The sequence below is a fragment of the Pseudomonas sp. BAY1663 genome (assembly GCF_000582595.1).
GTDB classification, from domain to species: Bacteria; Pseudomonadota; Gammaproteobacteria; order Pseudomonadales; family Pseudomonadaceae; genus Stutzerimonas; species Stutzerimonas stutzeri_AF.
On the sequence record NZ_AZSV01000185.1, the window covers coordinates 1 to 1,909 of the forward strand.

2 protein-coding genes are annotated in these 1,909 nt (G+C 65.4%); both read right to left on the reverse strand.

The genetic code is table 11. The annotated features are described in order from the left end of the window. The coding region (locus BAY1663_RS22615) for a methyl-accepting chemotaxis protein (protein ID WP_037045350.1) at positions 1 to 1,295 on the reverse strand (1,295 nt) is incomplete at its 3' end. A 185-nt stretch (positions 1,296 to 1,480) separates the two neighbouring features. Next, positions 1,481 to 1,909 (reverse strand): methyl-accepting chemotaxis protein (locus BAY1663_RS22620; protein ID WP_037045351.1); only part of this gene is annotated, 429 nt, incomplete at its 5' end.

Below are 1,909 nucleotides of genomic sequence, written 5' to 3' on the forward strand. Positions count from 1 at the left end.
TCGTCGGCGACCACGGCGAAGCCGCGCCCCGCCTCGCCGGCACGCGCCGCCTCGATCGCCGCGTTGAGCGCCAGCAGGTTGGTCTGTTCGGCGATGGCACGGATCACGTCGAGCACGCCGACGATGCCCTTCACGTCCTGCTGCAACCCTTCCAGCGACTCGCCGCTACCACGCAACTCGCCCACCAGGCCGTGGATCTGCTCGATGCTGCGGTCCACTACCTGCTTGGCAGCCACGCCCTGCTGGTCGGTTTCCCGTGCGGCTTCGGCGGCACGCTGGGCACTCATCGCCACCTCATGGGCGGCGGCAGACATCTCGTTGATCGCGGTGGCGACCTGGTCGGTCTCGCTGCGCTGGTCGGCCATGGCCTGTTCGGAACGCTGGGCCTGGTTGGCCACCGCGCCGACCAGCCCGGTGAGCTGGGTGGTGGTGCCGGCAACCTGCTGCACCAGCAAGTGGATCTTCTCGACGAAACGGTTGAACGAGCCGGCCAGTTCGCCCAGCTCGTCCTGGCTGGTGACCGGCAGGCGCTGGGTCAGGTCGCCGTCGCCCTGCGCCATATCGTCGAGGTTGCGCTTGACCAGCAGCAGCGGCCGCAGCAGCGCATTGCTCATGACCATTGCCGCCAGCGCGATCACTACCAGCAGGGCCAGCGCCGAACCGATCATGATCGCCACCAGGCCATCGATGCGGCTCTGGAATTCCTGGCGGGCGGCCTGGACGTCGCGCTCGACGCCATCGAGGTTCAGCGAAGTGCCGAACACCATCTTCCACTTGGGCAGGAAATCGGCGTAACCGACCTTGGGCACCAGTTCGCTGCTGTCGCCGAGGACGAAGCTGTAGTAGACGTAGTGACTGCCATCCTGCCCGGCCCTGACCAGTTCACGGATGGAATAGACCCCGTTGGGGTCGCGGTAGTCGTAGAAGCTCTGACCGATCTTGTCCTTGGTGTTGCCCTGCAGGATGCGCACGGTCTGAGTGTCGTAACCCCAGAAGTAGCCGTCCTTGCCGTAGGACAGCCGCTCGAGGATGGCCACCGCCTCGTCGCGCGCCTGCATATCGCCTTCGGCGGAACGCTCGTAGATCGGGCCGATGGCGTTGCGCGCCAGCTCGACGTAATGCTGGAGTTCGGCGCGGCGGTCCCGGATCAGACTCTGTCGGGTCTGCTCTTCCTGTTCTTCGGCGAGGTTTTGCAGCTTGTAGACGGTGATTCCGCTCAGCAGGATGGCCAGAAGCAGGATCGGCCCCAACGCAAGCAGCAGGAGTTTGGATCGCAGACGCAGATTCGCAAGCATGTGTTCATACCTCAAGGGCAGACTGGAGGGCAGCAAGGGCAGATGACGCCTTTACAGCGTCAATTTATCGTTACAGCTATTTCGGCTGCTCGCGGAGTTTCTTTACCCGCCATCCGCAAACTTCCTGCGGAAAACACAAGGCCCCGCCGAAGCGGGGCCTGTCATCCGTCAGCGCAGGTAATGATTCAGACGCGGAACTGCCCCACCAAGCGCTGCAGGCGTTCGGCCAGGCCATTGAGTTCGCGCGCGGTCTGCGCGCCCTCGGCGGCATCGCTGGCGACGCCATCCACCGCATCGGCGATGTGATGCACGCTGCGGTTGATCTCCTCGGCCACCGCGGTCTGTTCCTCGGCGGCGGCGGCGATCTGCGCGTTCATCGAATTGATGGTGCCGATCAGCGCGGCGATGGCATCCAGCGATTCGCCGGCCTGGTTGGACTGCTCGCGGGTGCTCTCGCCCTTCTCGCCGGCACGGCGCATGGTGCTGACCGTATGGCTGGTGGCGTTCTGCAGGCGATCGATCATGCTCTGGATCTCACCGGTGCTCTGCTGGGTGCGGCTGGCCAGCGCGCGCACCTCGTCGGCGACCACGGCGAAGCCGCGCCCCGCCTCGCC